Raw genomic sequence first — 14,832 nt, forward strand, 5'->3', positions numbered from 1 at the left:
GAGCACTGTAAGGAGTCCCCATGGGCAACGCCATCCTGTTCGCCGACGTGCAGGTCTTCGACGGAACGGGCCGCGATCCGTTCCCGGCGGAGGTTCTCGTGGTCGGCAACCGCATCGAGACGATCGCCGACCACGTGCCGGCCCACCTGCGCGAGGGCGCCGACGTGATCGACGGCGGCGGCGGGGTGCTGATCCCGGGGCTGGTCGACGCGCACACCCACCTGGGCTTCGGCTCCACCGTCGAGCACCGCTCGCTGCGCCGTGACGAGCCCGACGAGGAGAAGGCTCTGCTCGTGGCGCACGCCGGCCGGGTGCTGCTCGACTCCGGCATCACCAGCGCCTACTCCGGCGGCAACCGGCTGCCCCGCACCGAGCTGGCCGCCCGCAAGGCGTTCGCCGAGGGCTGGATGCCCGGCCCGCGGTTCAAGGCGGCCTCCTGGGAGGGCAGCGCCGGGATGCGATCGCCGGGCGTCTACGAGTTCCCCGGCATCGAGGGCCGCGAGTCGGACCCTGATTCGATCCGCGCCTTCGTCGAGGAGATGGCCGATCTCGGCGTCGACATCGTCAAGCTCTCGCTCTCCGGGGAGAGCGCGGTGGTCGCCGGCACCTCGCGCATCGTGCAGTTCACCGAGGAGGAGGTCGCCGCGGCCGCCGAGGTGGCGCGCCGGCGCGGGGTCTGGCTGACCGCCCACGCCCACGCCGCCGAGTCGATCAAGATGGCCGTGCGCAACAACATCCGCGCCGTCTACCACTGCACGTTCGCCGACGAGGAAGCGCTCGACATGCTGGCCGGCGCGCGCGACCGGATGTTCGTGGCGCCCACGCCCGGCATCATCTACGCCAACCAGCACGAGGCGGACAGCGAGCCCGAGGAGGGCATGGAGGTCGAGGAGACCGAGCGGGCCGTCCGCGCGGTCGTCCCCGAGCTGGTCCGCCGCGGGGTCCGGGTGGTTCCCGGCGGCGACTACGGCTTCCCGTGGAACCCGGTGGGCCGCAACACCCGAGACCTTCAGCTGTTCGTCGACTGGTTCGGGTTCACCCCGGCCGAGGCGTTGCGCGCGGCGACACAGTACGGCGGTCAGGTCATGAACATGGGCGACGAGCTCGGCCTGATCCGCGAGGGATACCTGGCCGACCTGGTGCTCGTCGACGGCAACCCGCTCGACGACATCGCGATCCTGCAGGACCGCGACCGGCTCGCCGCGATCGTCAAGAACGGCTCGTTCCACAAACTGGCCGAGGGCCGCCGCCAGCGGGTGTCCGCGGCGTGACCCGGGTCGACACGGCCGACGGCGCCCTCGACGGCACCTGGGAGGGCACCGTCGCGGTGTTCCGTGGCTTGCCGTTCGCGGCCCCGCCGGTCGGCGCGCTGCGCTGGCGGCCGCCCGCCCCGGTGACGCCGTGGGCAGGTGTGCGCCCGGCGGCCGAGTTCGCCCCGGCGCCGTTGCAGCCGAGCCCGCCCCGCGACTCGATCATGTGGCACACCAACTTCGCCGACCGCCAGGCGCTGGTGATGAGCGAGGACTGCCTCTACCTGAACGTGTGGACGCCGTCGCCCGGCCCGGCCGCCGCGCTGCCGGTGATGGTGTGGATCCACGGCGGCGGCAACCGGTACGGCTACGGCTCGCAGAACATCCACAACGGCGCCGCGCTGGCCCGCCGCGGCGTGGTCGTGGTGACGCTCAACCACCGGCTCGGCTCGCTGGGCTTCCTGGCCCATCCCGACCTGGCCGCCGAGGACGAGCACGGTGCGTCCGGCAACTACGGCCTGCTCGACATCGTGGCGGTGCTGCAGTGGGTGCGGCGGTCGATCGCCGCGTTCGGCGGTGACCCGGACAGGGTCACCGTGGCCGGCAACTCGGCCGGCGCCGCGCACATCACGCACCTGATGGCCGCGCCGGAATGCCGCGGCTTGTTCCGTGCCGCCATCGGCCAGAGCGCCGCCGGCATCTTCCGCGCCGAAGGGCCGGCGCCCACCCAGGAGGCCGCGCAGCAGCAGGGCGCCACCCTCTTCAAGGGCCGTTCGATCGAGAGCCTGCGCCGGGTCTCCGGCGTCGAGCTGGTGCTGACCGGCCACTTCGGACCGATCGTGGACGGCCGGCTGCTCACCCGCGACAGCCAGGACGTGTTCCTGGCCGGAGAACAGGCGCCGGTGCCGCTGCTGGTCGGCGCGAACGCCGACGAGGGCGCCAACTACACCCGCCCCGGCGACGAGTCCCGGCTGCCCGCCGGCAGCGCCGAATACCCACCCGGCGCGGCCCGGCTGTTCGTCGGCGAGTCCCGCTTCAACTTCCCGGTCTGGCGGTGGGCCGTCACGCACGCGACCTCGCCGACGACGACCCGGACCGGCGTGCCCACCTGGCTCTACCGCTTCGAGCACGAGCCACCGCTGCCGACCGGGCTCGACCTGGCCGCGCCGCCCGACGGTCGTCCGGGTTACGGCGTCTATCACACGGCCGAACTGCCCTACACCGCCGACAACCTGGCGATGCGCGACTGGCCGTGGACCGACGTCGACCACGACCTGGCCGCCGCCATGGGCGACGCGTGGGCCGCGTTCGTCACCGACCTCGACCCCGGCCCGCACTGGCCTGCCTTCGACGGCACCGACGACGGCGCGGTCCTGGTCTTCGGCAAGGACATCCACGTCTCCCGGCCCCGCCGGCTCGCCGCGATGCACCTGCTCGACCAACTGCCCCGGCCGCTGTGAGCACCCCCGCCCAGCGCGGCCAGCGCCGTCGCTGAAAGAGCAAGCCGCCCCGGCCGGCCCCGGCCAATGCCGCCAGGTCCGTCGCCGGGAAACAGGCTGCCCCCGTCCGCTGCGACGACCAGCCCGGATCCTCCCGACCAGCGCCGCCAGCGCCGTCGCCGTCGCCGTCGCCGTCGCCGTCGCCGAACAGCAGACTCCGGCCGCTGCGGGAACCAGCCCAGGAACTTCCCGACCGGCGCGGCCGGGTCCGTCGGCGGAGTGCAGACTGCCCCGGCCGGCCCAGCACTCTCCCGGCCAATGCCGCCTGGCCCATCGCCGGCAAGCAGGCTCCAGCCGCTGCGACGACCAGCCCAAGGAAACTCCCCGCCCGGCGCGGCCAGGTCCGTCGCCGGAAAGCAGGACGCCCGGCCGGCCACGACCCTCCCGGCCAATGCCGCCAAGCCCGTCGCCGGCAAGCAGGCTCCAGCCGCTGCGACGACCAGCCCAAGGAAACTCCCCGCCCGGCGCGGCCAGATCCGTCGCCGGAAAGCAGGACGCCCGGCCGCTGCGGGGATCAGCCCAGGATCTTGCCGGCCAGTGCGGCCAGGTCGTCGTCGGTGAGCAGGCTGCCGCGGCGGTTCATTTCGGTGCGGGCCGCGGCCAGGATCTCGTCGACCTGGCCGGTTGTCGCGTCCACGCCCAGTGCGGCCAGTTTGTCGGCCAGGGTGTAGGGGCCGCTGTCCGGGGTGAACGGGACGAAGCGGCGGTTGCCGACCAGCGCCGGCTCCAGGCAGTTGTGCAGCAGCGGGTCGACCGCGGTCTCCTGGGTGATGATGTCCATGCCGCCCCAGGAGAACGCCTTCTCGCCGGTCATCGGATGGTTCCACGCCACCCGGTAGCCGGTCAGCTCCTCCCCCGCCCGGGCCAGGCCGGTGAGCTGCTCGGTGTGGATGCCGGTGTGCACGCCGTAGAGCGCCTCGAAGGCCATCGCCGTGGCGGCCAGGTCGGCGTTGCCGGGGCCGCCGCAGTAGCCGTTGACCGACAGCTCGATCACGTCGGCGCCGGCCCGCGCGGCCGCCACTGCGCACGCCACGGCGAGACCGAACGTGTTGTGCGGGTGCAGCCCGACCTCGACCGACGGCGCGAGCCGCTTGGTCATGGCCACCAGCGCGCCGTACGCCTCGGGGCTCATCGCGCCCGGACCGTCGAACAGCGTCAGCTCGGTCGCTCCAGCCCCGGTCAGCACCTCGACCGACTCGGCCAGCATCTCCTCGGTCAGGTAGGAGACCATCAGCAGCGGGGTGGCCACCGCCAGCCCGGCCGCGCGGGCGTGCTCGACCAGCGGGACGGCTCGCTTCAGCACGTCGGACCGGTTGCGCGGGGTCTGCGCGGTCCGCCATTCCTCGCCGCGCCAGGCCGCGTCGTAGATGCGCTGGTAGATCAGGGCCATCTCGCCGAAGCCCTGCACCCACACCTGGATGCCGTCGTAGCCGGCGCGCTGCGCGCGGTCGATGTCGGCCGGCGTGAACAGCAGTGGGCACACCGCCCGGCACTCCGGGTTCTCCGACTTGATCACGTCGATCTCGGCCTTGAGGGCGTCGTCGTCGCGACCGGCCACCCCGGCCGTGACCACCTCGCGCACCCCGGCCCGCACCAGCCGGCGCAGGTATTGCGCCTTGGCGGCGTCGTCGGCGACCACGCCCGGCAGCGTCTCGACCGAGCGCAGCGTGGCGTCGCGCAGCCGGATGCTCGCCGGCAGGCCGCCCAGCGCCTCGGGCGTCCGGTTCAGCGGGCTGAGCGACCACCGGCCGGGCTCGTAGGCGCCGGGCGACCGGCGGCCGGCCAGCTCGCCGCGGAAGCGGGCGATCTCCTCGGGTGTGAAAACGGGCGGCTTGTCCACCGGATTTACCTCCTCAGGCCGCGGTCACGCCGCCGTCGATGCCGAAATTGGAGCCGGTCACCCAGGCCGCCTCGTCGGAGGCCAGGTAGACCGCGAACCACGCGATGTCGTCCGGCACGCCGAGCCGGCCGAGAAGCGTGCGGGCGACGATCTGCTCGGACAGCGCCCCCTGGGTGGCGCCGGCCACCGCGGTGGCGGCCGTCTGGATCAGGCCGGGCGCGACGCTGTTGGCCCGGATGCCGAGCGGACCGCCCTCGACCGCCAGTTGCCGGGTCATCGCCAGCACGGCGCCTTTGCCGGCGCAGTGCGCGACCATCGCCATCTGGCGGCTGCCACGGAACGAGTTGACCGACGCGAAGTTGATGATCGAGGCGTTGCCGCTCGCGGTCATCAGCGGCCAGGCCGCCTGGCAGGCAAGGAAAACCAGGTCGATCTCGCCGGTGATGGTCGGGCGCCACTGCGTCTCGTAGTCCATCTCGGCGATGCCGGCCATGTGCGGGGCGATCGCCGCCGCGTTGACCAGGACGTCGATCCGCCCGTGCGGCTCGGCGGCGGCGACATAACGCCGCACGTCGGCCGGGTCGGTGAGGTCGACCGGGTGCACCGAGCTCATCGCGAGGCCACGCTCCTCGGCGGTGCGCACCGTCTTGCCGGCCGCGGCCGGGTCGATGTCGCAGCCGATGACGGTCGCTCCCTCGGCCGCGAACCGCAGCGCGATCCCCTGCCCGATGCCGGCGCCGATGCCGGTCACGAGGGCCACCTTGCCGGTCAGCCGGTCCGCCATGTGCTTTCCTTTCGGTTGAACGCATGTCGACACTAGCAGTTGGCGGAGGAGATTCCTACGGTCCGGTAATTGGCACAGAGGCAGCAAATGTCCGATTGTGAAGGACCAAGAAGGCACCCGGGCGATTTACAATCTGTCGACATTAGGTTAGAAACGACGGCAGGCTTCGAAGGGAGGATGCAGATGACCCGCGTCAGCGGAACCCAGGGCGAGGGCGAGGTGGCCGAGCGCATCCGGGCGCGCCGAGGGGGCGCGCTGCGGCCGCTCGACGAGGTGCTGCTGCACAGCCCGCCCCTGGCCGACGGGTGGAACTCGTTGCTCGGCGCCGTCCGCGGCGACTTCGCCCTCGACCCCGCCCTGCGCGAGCTGATCATCCTGCGGATCGCCGTGCTCAACCGCGCCGATTACGAGTGGACGGCACACGAGCCGGTCGCTCGGGCGGCCGGCGTCACCGATGAGCAGTTGGAGGGCGTGCGCACCGGCGAGCGGACACCGTTCACCGCGGCGCAGCGCGCGGCGCTCGACCACACCGACGCCATGACCCGCGGCATCGAGGTGCCGGAGAGCGTGTTTGCGGCGCTGCGGCCACACTTCGACGAACGGGGCCTCGTGGAGCTCACGGCCGTCGCCGCGGCGTACAACATGGTGTCTCGCTTTCTGGTCGCTCTGGAGGTGGCGAAGTGACCGGGCGGCTCGCGGGCCGGACCGCGATCGTCACCGGCGCCGGCAGCGTCGGTCCCGGCTGGGGCAACGGGCGCGCCATGGCCGTCGTGTTCGCCGCCGAGGGAGCGGCGGTCTACCTCATCGACCGCGACAAAGAGTCGCTCGAGGTGACCGCCGATCAGATCCGGGCGGCCGGCGGGCGGGTCGAGACCGCCATCGCTGACGTCACCGACGAGGCCGAGGTCGCGGGCTTCGTGCAGGGCTGCGTCACGGCGTTCGGCGGGGTCGACATCCTGGTGAACAACGTCGGCGGCTCCCGGGCCGGCGGCGTGGCCGAGCTGTCGCCGGAGGACTGGCAGCGCCAGCTCGACGTCAACCTGACCAGCGTCTACACCGCGTGCCGGCACGTGGTGCCGATCATGCGGGAGCGCGGCGCCGGCGCCATCGTCAACATCGCGTCCGCGTCCGGCACCCGGTGGACCGGGTCGGCGCAGGTCGGTTACGCGGCCGCCAAGGCGGGCGTGATCCAGCTGTCCAAGGTGACCGCCGTGCAGTACGCGGCGGACGGCATCCGGGTCAACACCGTGGTGCCGGGGCAGTTGCACACGCCCATGGTGGAGGCCCGGCTGGCCGGCCAGCGAGCCGGCGGCGACGTGGAGAAACTGCTGGCCCAGCGAAGGTCCCGGATCCCGCTCGGCTTCATGGGCGACGGGCGCGACACCGCCTACGCGGCGCTGTTCCTGGCCAGCGACGAGGCGCGCTGGATCACCGGGACCGAGATCGTCGTCGACGGTGGCATGACGGCGCGCTGTGACTAGCGTGACGCGCGGCGACGCGGCGCCGGGGGCGTACGAGCCGTCGGCCGGCTGCCCGCCGCCGCACCCGCATCCGCGGACGCCGTCGATCCTGCTGCCGCCGGGCAGCTGTGACTCGCACTGCCACATCTTCGGGCCGGGCGACGTCTTTCCCTACGCTCCGGACCGCACCTTCACCCCGGTCGACGTGCCCCGCCAGCAGGTCGCCCAGCTGCACCGGTTCCTCGGGTTCAGCCGGGCCGTGATCGTGCAGTCGTCCTGCAACGGCACCGACCACTCGGTGCTGCTCGACGCGCTCGCGGCCGGCGACGGCGACCTGCGCGGGGTGGCGCTGATCGACGAGCAGACGCCGGCTGCCGAGATCGCGCGGCTGCACGACGCCGGCGTGCGCGGCCTGCGGCTCAACTTCCTGCCGCACCTGCGCCAGCCGCCGGACCGCCAGGAGGTGGCCACCGTGCTCGGCAAGGTCGCCGACCGCGGCTGGCACGCCGAGATCCACGTGGCCGGCCGCGGTGTGGTCGAGCACGGCGACCTGATCCGTGGCATCGCCGCCCCGGTGGTGATCGACCATCTCGGCCGGGTCGACCTCGCCGAGGGGCTGGACGGCCCGTCCGTGCGCGCGCTCAAGGCGCTGCTCGACACCGGGAAGGTCTGGGTCAAGGTGAGCGGCGCCGACCGGGTGTCCAAGACCGGCCCACCGTACGCGGACGCGGTGGCCCTGGGCGCGCTGCTGGTCCGCTACGCCCCCGACCGCGTGCTCTGGGGCACCGACTTCCCGCATCCCAACATCGTCGGCGACGCCCCCGACGACGGCCTGCTCACCGATCTGCTCGGCGAGCTGGCACCCACCCATGATCTGCTGGAACGGCTGCTGGTCAGCAATCCGGCCGCCTTCTTCGACTTCTGAGGACACGTCTTGGCTACTCCCACCTTCTCCGGCCGGCTCCTGCTGCGCGGCAGCGCGGACTACGAGCGCGCCCGCCTGTCCGCGGTGTGGAATGCCCGCAAACCCGACCGCCACCCCGAGGCCATCCTGCTCGCGGCGGCCGACGACGACGTGGTCGCCGGGGTGCGCTGGGCGGCCGAGCGAGGCTGGCGGGTCGGCATCCGTTCGGGCGGGCACAGCTGGATCGGCACCGGCGTCCGCGACGGCTCGCTGCTGATCGACCTCTCCGGGCTGGACGAGATGACGATCGACCGGGCGGCCGGCACGGCGACGGTGCGCCCGGCGGTGCGCGGTGTCGACTTCAACGCCGCGCTGGCCGACGCGGGACTGGTGTTCCCGAGTGGACACTGCCCGAGCGTCGGGCTGGGCGGGTTCCTGCTCGGCGGCGGTTACGGGTGGAACTCCCGGGCGCTCGGCCCGGCCTGCATGAGTGTCGAGGCGGCCGACGTGGTGCTCGCCGACGGCACGCTCGTGCACGCCGACGACGAGACCCACCCGGAGATCATGTGGGCGCTCCGCGGCGCGGGGCCCGGCTTCTTCGGCGTGGTGACCCGGTTCCGGCTGCGGGTGCATCCCGCCTATCACGCGATCGTGCGCAGCGCCTACAGCTTCCCGAACGCGATGCGCGACGAGGTGCTGGCCTGGACCTACGACACCGTGCCGGACATCTCGCCGTGGCTGGAGATGTCGGCGAAGGTGACCCAGGAGGTCACCACGATCACCGCGGCCGCGTTCTGCCGGGCCCCGGGCGACGAGAGCATGCTGGCCGCGGTCGAGGCCGCGCCGTTCCTGCGGCACGCGGTGCGCCGGGTCGAGCGCCGGCCGTCGACGATCAACGACCTGTACGCGCTGTCGGACGCGCTGACCCCGCACGGCAATCGTTATGCGGTCGACGGCGTGTGGACCAGCGCGCCGGTCGGCGAGGTGCTCGCCGCCGGCCGGGGCGTCCTCGACGCCATCCCGACGCCGGAGAGCTTCCTGCTCTGGATGCTCTGGGACAACTACCCCGAGGCCGCCACCGCGTGCTGGTCGACGCAGGGGCGGCTCTATTTCTCGCCGAACGCCGTCTGGACCGACCCGGCCGCCGACCTGCGGGCCGAGAGCTGGGCGCACGCGGCGCTGGACGACCTGGCGGGCGTCGCGGCGGGCACCCAGTTCGCCGACCACAACCCGGCCGACCGCCCCGACCACGGCATCGAGCCGGCTCAGCAGCAGCGGCTGGCGGCGCTGCGCGCCAAGTACGACCCCAGCGGCCTGCTCTGCGATTACCTGCGCCCGGAGGAGTCGACCACCGCGCTGGGCCGGCAGCTCAGTCAGCGGTGACTTCGCTCCAGTTGCCCCGCTCGATGGCGCCCAGGGCGGAGACGGTGGCGCGTTCGAGCAGCATGGCCGCGAGCTGGCCGTCGCGGCGCTCGATGGCCTCGTAGATCCGCAGCTGGTCGGAGACGCTGGCGGAGAGCCGGCCGGGCTGGGCCAGACTGGCGTGCCGCAGGATCAGGGTGCGCAGGGCGAGCGAGTCGAGGATGCCCTTGAGCGTCTGGTTGCCGGCGATCCGGGTCATCTCCTCCTGCAGCTCGACGTGGCCCCAGAAGTACGAATCGATGTCACCCGACGCGGCGTCCTGCTCCATCCGGGTCAGCCTCGACCGCATGACGCCCAGGTCGTCATCGGTGGCGGCCGCCGCCACCAGCTCGCCGACCAGCGCGAGCAGGTGCTGCCGCACATAATAGATCTCGCGGACCCGCTCCAGGGTGAAGGCGGCGACCCGGGGCCGCTTGCGCGCCCGGATCTCCACCAGGCCCTCGGACTCCAGCAGCATCAGCGCCTCGCGCACCGGGGTGCGGCTGCAGTTGAACCGGTGCGACAGCTCGACGCTGTTGAGGTCTTCGCCCGGCCGCAGGCGCCCCTCGATGATGCCGAGCCCGACCCAGAGGGCGACCTGCACGACCGCCGGCTCGCGCCGCTCGCTCAGCTTGAGCAGCCGGACGAGCTCGACGGACCGGTCCTGGGTGGTGCCGGTGGCCAGCCAAGTGACGTCGGCTCTGGTCATCACATCATCCTGTCTGGAGAGGAAACCACGCTATGTCGACACAAGGGTACGGCAAAGACGCCCAACCCCTAGCCCCACCGTCGCACACGATTGTAGTGTCGACAGTAAGGCGTTCGACGAGCATTGAGGGAGGCCGACTTGCACGGCGAATACTATCGGCGCGGCGAAGCCGGCTACGAGAGCGCGCGCAACGCCGCGGTGTGGAACGAGCGCAAGCCCGACCGCTACCCGGATGTCATCGTGATCGCCCACGACGCCGCCGACGTGGTGGCGGCCGTGCGCACCGCCGGCGAGCAGGGCCGGCCGATCGGCATCCGGTCCGGCGGGCACAGCTGGGTCGGCAACGGCGTCCGCGACGGCGGCCTGCTGCTCGACCTGTCACGGCTCGACGAGATCACGGTCGACCCGGCCACCCGCACCGCCGTGGTCGGCCCGTCCGCCAAGGGCCCGGCCATCAACGAGGCGCTCGCCCCGCACGGGCTGTTCTTCCCGACCGGGCACGCGCCGACCGTCGGCATCGGCGGTTTCATCCTGGGCGGCGGATACGGCTGGAACTCGCGCTTCTGGGGGCCGGCCTGCCTGAGCATCCGGGCCATCGACGTGGTGCTCGCCGACGGCCGCCTCGTGCACGCCGACGACGAGTCCCACCCCGATCTGATGTGGGCGGCCCGCGGCAGCGGCCCGGGCTTCTTCGGCGTCGTGACCGCGTTCCACCTCGAGGTCCGGCCGGCGCCGGTGAAGATCCTGCGCACCACCCACTCCTATCCGATGGAGCTGGCCCGTGACCTGCTGGCCTGGTCCTACGACCACCTCGGCACGCTGTCGCCGGCGGTGGAGATCAGCGCCAAGGTCGGTTACACCCCCGGCTCCGGGGAGCGGATGGTCTCGCTCACCGCGACCGCGTTCTGCACCGAGGCGACCGGCGACGATCTGCTCGCCCCGCTGGAGGCCATCCCGTTCCGGGAGCGGGCGGTCCGCTCCACGGTCAACCGCGAAACCAATATCACCGAGCTGTACGCATTGGCCGACCGGCTCAACCCGCCCGGCCTGCGCTGGGCGCTGGACGGCATCTGGGCCGACGGCGACGTGGGCACCATTCTGGACGCGGCCGCGCCGATGCTCGCGGAGATCCCCGACGGCATCGCCTTCGTGCTGTGGATGCTGTGGGGCGGCTTCCCCGAGCAGGCAAACGCGTGCTGGAGCGCGCAGGCCAAGGTCTACCTCTCGCCGAACGCCGGCTGGCGCGACCCGGCCGACGACCTGGCCCACGAGCAGTGGGTGCACGGCACCCTGGCCGGGATCCAGCACCTGTCCCGCGGGCTTCAGTTCTCCGACAACAACCTCGCCGACCGGCCGGACAACGGGCTGAGCCCGGCCAACGCCGAACGGCTCGAGCGGATCCGCAAGGACTACGACCCGGACGGCCGGTTCCATACCTATATGGAGGCCGAGCAGTCGACCACGGCGTACGGCCGGGCGGTATGAATACCGGATGGAAATCCGCGTAGTGCCAGTGCCGTCCTACGGGGCGGAGGACGTCGTCGTCACCGCCGACGGGTCGGTCTTCACCGGGACCGGGGACGGGACGATCTATCGGATCGGGCCGGGCGACCACGTCGAGGCGGTGGCCGACACCGGCGGCCGGCCGCTCGGCATCGAGCTGCTGCCCGGCGACAAGCTGCTCGTCTGCGACGCCCACCGCGGGCTGCTGACCGTCGACCCGGCCACCGGGGCGGTCGAGACGCTGGTCGACGGGTCGTCGATGCGTTTCTGCAACAACGCCGCGGTCGCCGCGGACGGCACGATCTACTTCTCCGACTCCTCGGCGGTGCATCCGATCGAGGAGTGGAAGGCGGAGATGGTCGAGCTGACCCGCACCGGCCGGCTGCTGCGCCGCACGCCCGACGGGCAGATCGACGTGCTTCTCGACGGGCTCGCCTTCGCCAACGGGGTGGCGCTGTCCGCCGACGAGTCATTCGTCGTGGTGGCCGAGACCGCGGCCCGCACGCTGGTGCGCTACCGCCTGGACACCGGTGAGAAGGACTTCCTCGCGACCGACCTGCCCGGTTACCCGGACAACATCTCGCGCGGCAGCGACGGCCTGATCTGGGTGACGATCGCCAGCCCCCGGGACCCGCTGGTCGAGCGGATCCAGCGGGGCCCGCTCTGGCTGCGCAAGGGCGTGACCCGGATCCCGGCGCAATGGCAGCCGGCCCCGAAACGGACGGTGCGCGTCCAGGCGTACGGCAATGACGGTGAAGTCAAGCGCGACCTGGACGCCGGGGGTGACCAAGGCTTCCACATGGTGACCGGCGTGCGTGAGCACGCCGGTCAGGTCTGGCTCGGCAGCCTGCACGAACCGGCCGTGGCCGTCCTCACGAGCAGTGGTGGGTGACCGGCGACAGCCATTCCTTGAGCGTGGGGCCGAGCACCTTGTTGACGTCGTCGGCGTTCTTGATCCCCTGGAAGAAAGCGGCGTCCTTCGACTTCGCGGTCAGGCTGTCGGCGGTCTGCTTGCCGTCCGACTTGATCTGCGCGTCGGTGCTGCCCTCGGTGGCCGCGCGCACCGCGACCGCCAGGTTGCCGAGCTTGGTCTGGGCGTTCTGCCGGGTCGTCGCGGCGGGGCCGGCCACCATCTTGCTCAGAGCTTCGGCGAACGGCCCGACATTCTGGGTGTACGCCTGACCCAGCGCCTCGCAGGACTCCTTCGTCTCGACGAGCGCGGAGGGCAGGGCGGCGCCGGCCGGCCCGGTGCCGGCGGCGGAACCGGGAGTCGGGCCCGAAGCGGTGCCGCAGGCGGCCAGCGCACTGAGCGCACCGCCGACCACTAGCGCGAAAACGGCACGACGCATGACGACCTCCAACGACGAAACAAGGCGGAAACAGGCCGTACGATACGACGCGGCGACAGCGACGTCCATAAATCTAAGACAGATTTTGGGAGCGCTCCCAAAAACCCAAACCCAGGGTGGGAGGCAAACCTTAATGATCAGATGCTTGGCTGTACGCCGTGAGCGACACCCAAACCGTCTGGCGCCGCCGGGTCACCACCCCCGTCCGCGCGTTCCTGCGCACCGAAGCCGGCAGCGCCGGAGTCCTCGTGTTCGCCATCGTCGTCGCGATGGTCTGGGCCAACGTGGCCGACGGCTCGTATGAGAACTTCTGGCACACCGACCTGTCGATCCACCTCGGCGACGGACGCGTCGAGCTGACCCTGCGCGAGTGGGTCAACAGCGGCCTGATGACGCTGTTCTTCCTGGTGGTGGGGCTGGAGGCGCGTAGGGAGTTCGACCTGGGCGACCTGCGCGACCGGCGCCGGTTCATCCTGCCCGCGGCGGCCGGCATCGTCGGCATGATCCTGCCGGTGTCGATCTTCCTGGCGGTCAACCACGGCGGCCCCGGGGCGACCGGCTGGGGCGTGGCGATGTCCACCGACACGGCCCTGGCCCTCGGCCTGCTCGCCCTGGTCGGCAAGCGGGTGCCCGACCAGGCCCGGCTGTTCCTGGTGACCGTTTCGGTCGTCGACGACCTGGTGGCCCTGCTGGTCATCGCGATCTTCTACACCGACGAGATCAGCATGATGCCGCTGATCGTGGCGATCGTCCTGTTCGCGGCGACACTCGTGCTGAAACGCCTGAAGGTCCGCACCGGCTATGCGTACCTTCCGTTCGGCATCGCGATCTGGGGCGCGATGCTGGCCAGCGGCATCGACCCGGTGGTGGCCGGCCTGGCGCTCGGCCTGACCGCCGCCGCCTACACCCCGGCCCGCGGCGACCTCGAGCAGGCCAGCGACCTGTTCCGGTCGTTCCGCGAGCAGCCGACCCCCGAGCTGGCCCGCTTCGCCCGGGTCAGCCTGGTGCAGGCCCTCTCCCCCAACGACCGGCTCCAGCGCACCTTCCAGGGCTGGTCGAGCTACCTGATCGTGCCGCTGTTCGGCCTGGCCAACGCGGGCATCGCGCTCGACGCGCACTTCCTGCGCCAGGCGATCACCTCTCCGGTGACGGTCGGCGTCTTCCTGGCCTACGTGATCGGCAAGCCGGTCGCCGTCACCGGTGTCTCCGCCCTGATCACCGCCGTGACCCGCGGCCGGATCCGGCCCGGCGTCGGCTGGGCGTCGGTGCTCGGCAGCGGCACGATCGCCGGCATCGGCTTCACCGTGTCATTCCTGATCGCCGCGCTGGCGTTCGACGGCCCGTTGCTGGCCGAGGCCAAGCTGGGCGTCCTGGTCGCCGCCGTCACCGCGGCCGTGCTGACCTGGGCCGAGTTCCGCATCACGTTCCTGCTGCCGAAGCCGAAGCGGGCGGTGGCCCTGTTCGGCGACGCCGAGCAGCTGATCGACCTGATCCCGGAGGTCGACCCCGACCGCGACCACACGCGCGGGCCGGAGAGCGCGTCGGTGACCCTGGTGGAGTACGGCGACTTCCAGTGCCCCTACTGCGGCCGCGCCGAACCGATCGTCCGCGAGATCATGACCGACGACGACCTGCGCTTCGTCTGGCGCAACCTGCCCCTGACCGACGTGCACCCGCAGGCCCAACTGGCGTCCGAGGCGGCCGAGGCGGCGGCGCTGCAGGGCAAGTTCTGGGAGATGCACGACCTGCTGCTGGCCAACCAGGACAAACTGCGCGTCACCGACCTGCTGGGCTACGCCCGGAAGCTCGGCCTCGACGAGGAACGCTTCCACGAGGACGTGATGAAGCAGACCGCCGCCTACCGCATCACCGAGGACCTGGAGTCGGCCGACCTGAGCGGCGTCTCCGGCACCCCGACCTTCTTCATCAACGGCCAGCGCCACTACGGCGCCTACGACGTGCACACCCTCAAGGAGGCGATCCGCCTGGCCCGGGTCCGCGCGAAGATCGCGGCCCGCCGCCGCTAGCCTTCGATACGTCGTGCTGCCGGCCGGCCGCCCCCCCCCCCAAACAGTTCCGCCCTCGCAGCCATGCCGGGCAAGCCGGGGGGGGGGAGGGCGCCGGCGGTGAACC

13 protein-coding genes are annotated in these 14,832 nt (G+C 72.1%); 9 read left to right on the forward strand and 4 right to left on the reverse strand.

The window, feature by feature from the left end; translation table 11 throughout:
• Positions 1–20: 20 nt before the first annotated feature.
• Together AB0E90_RS06320 and AB0E90_RS06325 are read left to right on the forward strand one after the other, a co-directional pair.
• On the forward strand, positions 21–1,271 hold the full coding sequence (locus AB0E90_RS06320; protein ID WP_360400129.1) for an amidohydrolase family protein: 1,251 nt from the start codon (positions 21–23) through the stop codon (positions 1,269–1,271).
• Positions 1,268–2,710 carry a carboxylesterase family protein gene (locus AB0E90_RS06325; RefSeq protein WP_360400132.1) on the forward strand — a complete coding sequence of 481 codons (1,443 nt, stop codon included), beginning with the start codon at positions 1,268–1,270 and terminating at the stop codon, positions 2,708–2,710. The genes AB0E90_RS06320 and AB0E90_RS06325 overlap by 4 nt, the downstream gene beginning before the upstream one ends.
• A gap of 553 nt (positions 2,711–3,263) precedes the next feature.
• On the opposite strand, the gene AB0E90_RS06330 is transcribed toward AB0E90_RS06325, so the two are convergent.
• Together AB0E90_RS06330 and AB0E90_RS06335 are read right to left on the reverse strand one after the other, a co-directional pair.
• Complete coding sequence (locus AB0E90_RS06330; RefSeq protein WP_360400135.1) at positions 3,264–4,589, reverse strand: hypothetical protein; 1,326 nt, start codon at positions 4,587–4,589, stop codon at positions 3,264–3,266.
• A 13-nt stretch (positions 4,590–4,602) separates the two neighbouring features.
• Complete coding sequence (locus AB0E90_RS06335) at positions 4,603–5,373, reverse strand: SDR family oxidoreductase (RefSeq protein ID WP_360400138.1); 771 nt, start codon at positions 5,371–5,373, stop codon at positions 4,603–4,605.
• A gap of 183 nt (positions 5,374–5,556) precedes the next feature.
• On the opposite strand from AB0E90_RS06335, the gene AB0E90_RS06340 reads away from it, so the two are divergent.
• The 4 genes from AB0E90_RS06340 to AB0E90_RS06355 are packed head-to-tail and all read left to right on the forward strand — an operon-like array spanning position 5,557 to position 9,120.
• On the forward strand, positions 5,557–6,057 hold the full coding sequence (locus AB0E90_RS06340; RefSeq protein WP_360400141.1) for a carboxymuconolactone decarboxylase family protein: 501 nt from the start codon (positions 5,557–5,559) through the stop codon (positions 6,055–6,057).
• A complete protein-coding gene (locus AB0E90_RS06345) occupies positions 6,054–6,854 on the forward strand; it encodes an SDR family NAD(P)-dependent oxidoreductase (protein WP_360400144.1) in 801 nt (266 codons plus the stop codon). The genes AB0E90_RS06340 and AB0E90_RS06345 overlap by 4 nt, the downstream gene beginning before the upstream one ends.
• Entirely contained in the window at positions 6,847–7,758 is a 912-nt protein-coding gene (locus AB0E90_RS06350) for an amidohydrolase family protein (protein WP_360400147.1), read from the forward strand. The genes AB0E90_RS06345 and AB0E90_RS06350 overlap by 8 nt, the downstream gene beginning before the upstream one ends.
• A 9-nt stretch (positions 7,759–7,767) precedes the next feature.
• Positions 7,768–9,120 carry an FAD-binding oxidoreductase gene (locus tag AB0E90_RS06355; protein ID WP_360400150.1) on the forward strand — a complete coding sequence of 451 codons (1,353 nt, stop codon included), beginning with the start codon at positions 7,768–7,770 and terminating at the stop codon, positions 9,118–9,120.
• Here AB0E90_RS06355 and AB0E90_RS06360 read toward each other — a convergent pair.
• On the reverse strand, positions 9,107–9,847 hold the full coding sequence (locus AB0E90_RS06360; protein ID WP_360400153.1) for a GntR family transcriptional regulator: 741 nt from the start codon (positions 9,845–9,847) through the stop codon (positions 9,107–9,109). The two genes, AB0E90_RS06355 and AB0E90_RS06360, sit on opposite strands and share 14 nt — an antisense overlap.
• Before the next feature lie 138 nt (positions 9,848–9,985).
• On the opposite strand from AB0E90_RS06360, the gene AB0E90_RS06365 reads away from it, so the two are divergent.
• Together AB0E90_RS06365 and AB0E90_RS06370 are read left to right on the forward strand one after the other, a co-directional pair.
• Positions 9,986–11,332, forward strand: coding sequence for an FAD-binding oxidoreductase (locus AB0E90_RS06365; protein WP_360400156.1), 1,347 nt, complete (start codon positions 9,986–9,988; stop codon positions 11,330–11,332).
• Between the two features lie 7 nt (positions 11,333–11,339).
• Positions 11,340–12,242 (forward strand): SMP-30/gluconolactonase/LRE family protein, encoded by a 903-nt coding sequence (locus tag AB0E90_RS06370; RefSeq protein WP_360400159.1) that lies wholly within the window; start codon positions 11,340–11,342, stop codon positions 12,240–12,242.
• Here AB0E90_RS06370 and AB0E90_RS06375 read toward each other — a convergent pair.
• Entirely contained in the window at positions 12,223–12,699 is a 477-nt protein-coding gene (locus AB0E90_RS06375; protein ID WP_360400162.1) for a hypothetical protein, read from the reverse strand. The genes AB0E90_RS06370 and AB0E90_RS06375 overlap by 20 nt on opposite strands.
• 158 nt (positions 12,700–12,857) lie before the next feature.
• Between AB0E90_RS06375 and nhaA the strand changes: the two genes are divergently transcribed.
• Positions 12,858–14,726, forward strand: a complete 1,869-nt coding sequence (gene nhaA, locus AB0E90_RS06380) for a Na+/H+ antiporter NhaA (protein WP_360400165.1) — start codon at positions 12,858–12,860, stop codon at positions 14,724–14,726.
• The last annotated feature ends 106 nt before the right edge of the window (positions 14,727–14,832 follow it).

It is taken from the genome of Actinoplanes sp. NPDC026619 (assembly GCF_040638295.1).
Lineage (GTDB): Bacteria > Actinomycetota > Actinomycetes > Mycobacteriales > Micromonosporaceae > Actinoplanes.

Coding starts and splice junctions, on each gene's coding strand:
- AB0E90_RS06320 (WP_360400129.1), top strand. CDS start 21: ATGGGCAACGCCATCCTGTTCGCCGACGTGCAGGTCTTCGACGGAACG.
- AB0E90_RS06335 (WP_360400138.1), bottom strand. CDS start 5,373: ATGGCGGACCGGCTGACCGGCAAGGTGGCCCTCGTGACCGGCATCGGC.
- AB0E90_RS06340 (WP_360400141.1), top strand. CDS start 5,557: ATGACCCGCGTCAGCGGAACCCAGGGCGAGGGCGAGGTGGCCGAGCGC.
- AB0E90_RS06360 (WP_360400153.1), bottom strand. CDS start 9,847: ATGACCAGAGCCGACGTCACTTGGCTGGCCACCGGCACCACCCAGGAC.
- AB0E90_RS06370 (WP_360400159.1), top strand. CDS start 11,340: ATGGAAATCCGCGTAGTGCCAGTGCCGTCCTACGGGGCGGAGGACGTC.
- AB0E90_RS06375 (WP_360400162.1), bottom strand. CDS start 12,699: ATGCGTCGTGCCGTTTTCGCGCTAGTGGTCGGCGGTGCGCTCAGTGCG.